This window comes from Pseudomonas sp. 05T35, assembly GCF_056396605.1.
On record NZ_JBFTLU010000460.1, the window covers coordinates 1 to 3,520 of the forward strand.

Here is a 3,520-nt window from a genome sequence, read left to right on the forward strand (position 1 = left end):
CCTCATCGTTGGGCACCAGGCTACCGAGCAAAGCGGGATATTTTTTCTCGCGATTACCGAGCAACGCCAGTTGATCGGCGTTTAGCGCGCTATTGACGATAAACAGCTTCACGCCGCTGCCCTCGGACAGTCGCAAGATTTCCGGCGCGACATATTGCTCGTTGGCGAACACCAGATAGTCCGGGCGTTTTGGCCCTTGCAGGGCTTCACGGGCCTGTTTGATCGTGGTTTCAGGCTCGCGCTCGCAATACTGTATCTGCAGGTCCATGCCCAGATCCCGGGCGGCGGCCTGCATGAATTGCGAATAGCTCAGCCAAAAAGTTTCCGCAGAAGTGCCGGGGCTCAGAAACAGCACCGACGCCGCTTGTGTAGCCGGCCCATAGACCGAGCAAACCGCCAGCAATACCCCACAGAAAAACTTGAACATTGAATATCCGAGCCCCAGCCATTAGCCACGCATTATAGCCAGCGAAATGCTGGTAAATCGCGATTAATCGCCGTTTTGTCCGACAATCGTCAGAACAGGGCCCGGACACGCTTAGCTATTGATGGCTGACCCAGAACACCGCAGTGCCCACTACCAGGATGATCAGAAACAGTATTGCCCATGCATCGACGGTGCTATCACTTTTCCGTGCTTTGGTTGGGTTGCTCATTGCATCGCCTCTTGTCGGTTTTATCGGTGATTGCAGAAAGACTCGAGCACAGTTAAGTAGAGGATTGCCCGCACCACAAATGTGGGTAAGACAATAACCAGTCTCATTAGTCGATTTGGTTCTTTACATATACTCAAACATCACTTTTGCGCATAAACGCAAACTGGTATCTTGCCTCGGCTCCGTGGGGAGTGCGCGGCCGTGCGCGCAGAATTGCCAAGGCAGTATCGGAATCAAGCGAGCGAAAATCGCAGCTGTTCCTGATTGGCCCAAGCCTGAGAACAGGACCTATATGTACGTATACGACGAGTACGATCAGCGGATCATCGAGGACCGCGTCAAGCAGTTCCGTGATCAGACCCGACGCTATCTGGCAGGCGAGCTGAGCGAAGAAGAATTCCGCCCCCTGCGCCTGCAAAATGGCCTTTACATCCAGCGCTTCGCCCCGATGCTGCGGGTTGCCGTGCCTTATGGCCAACTGACTTCGCGCCAGACGCGAATGATGGCCAAGATCGCCCGCGACTACGACAAGGGCTATGCCCACATCAGTACCCGGCAGAACGTACAGTTCAACTGGCCGGCGCTGGAAGACATCCCGGACATCCTGGCTGAGCTGGCGACCGTGCAGATGCACGCGATCCAGACCAGCGGCAACTGCCTGCGCAACGTCACCACCGATCAGTTCGCCGGTGTCGCTGCCGACGAGTTGATCGATCCGCGTCCGTGGTGCGAAATCGTCCGTCAGTGGACCACCTTCCACCCGGAATTCGCCTACCTGCCGCGCAAGTTCAAGATCGCCATCAACGGGTCGACGTCGGACCGCGCAGCCATTGAAGTCCATGACATCGGCCTTGAGCCGGTGCACAACGCCGCAGGCGAACTGGGTTTCCGCGTGCTGGTCGGTGGCGGCCTCGGTCGTACGCCCGTCGTTGGCGCGTTCATCAATGAGTTCCTGCCGTGGCAAGACCTGTTGAGCTACCTCGATGCCATTCTGCGTGTGTACAACCGCTATGGTCGTCGCGACAACAAGTACAAGGCGCGGATCAAGATTCTGGTCAAGGCCCTGACGCCTGAAGTCTTCGCACAAAAAGTCGACGCGGAAATGGAATACCTTCGCGGTGGCCAGACCACGCTGACCGAGGCCGAAGTGCATCGCGTCGCCAAGCACTTTGTCGATCCGGACTACAAAGCCCTGAACGATCAGGCGGCTGAGCTGGCTGAACTCGACAAGCAATACCCGGGCTTTGCTCGCTGGCGCACCCGCAACACTCTGGCTCACAAGAAGCCGGGTTATGTCGCCGTGACCCTGTCGCTCAAGCCGACCGGCGTTGCGCCGGGCGACCTGACCGACAAGCAGCTCGATGGCGTTGCCGACCTGGCCGACCGCTACAGCTTTGGCCAACTGCGCACCTCCCACGAGCAGAACATCATTCTGGCTGACGTCGAGCAGAGCCAACTGTTCACCCTGTGGGGTGAATTGCGCGAGCAAGGTTTCGCTACGCCGAACATCGGCCTGCTGACCGACATCATCTGCTGCCCGGGTGGCGACTTCTGCTCCCTGGCCAACGCCAAGTCGATCCCGATCGCCGAAGCCATCCAGCGCCGTTTCGATGACCTGGACTACCTGTTCGACATCGGCGAACTGGACCTGAACATCTCCGGCTGCATGAACGCCTGTGGTCACCACCACGTCGGGCACATCGGCATCCTCGGAGTGGACAAGAAGGGTGAAGAGTTCTACCAGGTCTCGCTCGGCGGCAGCGCCAGCCGTGACGCCAGCCTGGGCAAGATCCTCGGCCCGTCCTTTGCACAGGACGACATGCCTGACGTGATCTCGAAGCTGATCGACGTGTACGTGGAACAACGTACCGAAGACGAACGCTTCATCGACACCTATCAACGTATCGGCATCGACCTCTTCAAGGAACGCGTCTATGCAGCGAATAATTAAGAACAACGAAGTCATCGACGAAACCTGGCACTTGTTGCCCAAGGACGCGACTTTCGACGGTATTTCCAACTGCGACGACCTGATCGTGCCGCTGGCCCTGTGGCGCGATCACGCACATGCGCTCAAGGCGCGTGATGGCGGTTTGGGTGTGTGGCTGGATGCCGATGAAGAAGCCGAGGAAATCGGTGACGACGTTGATCAGTTCCAGGTCATTGCCTTGAACTTCCCGGCCTTCACCGACGGGCGCAACTACTCCAACGCGCGCCTGCTGCGTGACCGCTACGGCTTCAAGGGCGAACTGCGGGCGATCGGTGATGTGCTGCGCGACCAGTTGTTCTACCTGCACCGCTGCGGTTTCGACGCGTATGCATTGCGCGCCGACAAAGACCCGTACGAAGCCCTTGAAAGCCTCAAGGACTTCTCGGTGACCTACCAGGCCGCCACCGACGAACCGCTACCGCTGTTCCGTCGCCGCTGATCGACAAAAAAACCTTGAGCCCGGCACCTGTGTGCCGGGACTCAAGGTTTTTCATTGTGGCTACAGACTCCCCGCCCCACCTATGACGCTTGAGACGTCTCGCTATCGAGACCGGCTTTTTTCAGAGGCGGCTCCTTGAATAACGTGATTCTGTCTTCCAGTCGCACAAAACCGGCAAACGGGTCATCCCCATCGAGAGGCGACCATTCCACACCCTCGAACAGGTGTTGGTAAAGTTCCTGCGAAGCATCCATCTCCTCAAGCATCCGCCACACTCGCTGCTGCAACGGTGCGTAGTCCACCAGGAAATCAGCCGTGCGCGTCAGCGCTTCCAAAGTACCGAAGAAACGATCACCCCCCTCTTTTGCCAACACACGTTCCCAACGTGCGGTCTGTTGTGCCGTCTGCCCAGGGAGAAGCCCGGTCAACCACGCG

At 58.2% G+C, this 3,520-nt stretch carries 4 protein-coding genes; 2 read left to right on the forward strand and 2 right to left on the reverse strand.

Going from position 1 to position 3,520, the window contains the following annotated elements:
• A partial coding sequence (locus AC1DH9_RS25290; protein ID WP_477808996.1) for a type 1 periplasmic-binding domain-containing protein occupies positions 1–427 on the reverse strand: 427 nt, incomplete at its 3' end.
• A gap of 521 nt (positions 428–948) precedes the next feature.
• Here AC1DH9_RS25290 and AC1DH9_RS25295 point away from each other — a divergent pair.
• Positions 949–2,607, forward strand: a complete 1,659-nt coding sequence (locus AC1DH9_RS25295; protein WP_427536981.1) for a nitrite/sulfite reductase — start codon at positions 949–951, stop codon at positions 2,605–2,607.
• Entirely contained in the window at positions 2,591–3,085 is a 495-nt protein-coding gene (locus AC1DH9_RS25300; protein ID WP_427529192.1) for a DUF934 domain-containing protein, read from the forward strand. Before AC1DH9_RS25295 ends, AC1DH9_RS25300 begins: the two co-directional genes overlap by 17 nt.
• A gap of 80 nt (positions 3,086–3,165) precedes the next feature.
• Here the strand turns inward: AC1DH9_RS25300 and AC1DH9_RS25305 are convergent.
• Positions 3,166–3,520: NEL-type E3 ubiquitin ligase domain-containing protein (locus AC1DH9_RS25305; protein WP_477808997.1), on the reverse strand; the 355-nt coding region annotated here is incomplete at its 5' end.

Coding starts and splice junctions, on each gene's coding strand:
- AC1DH9_RS25295 (WP_427536981.1), top strand. CDS start 949: ATGTACGTATACGACGAGTACGATCAGCGGATCATCGAGGACCGCGTC.
- AC1DH9_RS25300 (WP_427529192.1), top strand. CDS start 2,591: ATGCAGCGAATAATTAAGAACAACGAAGTCATCGACGAAACCTGGCAC.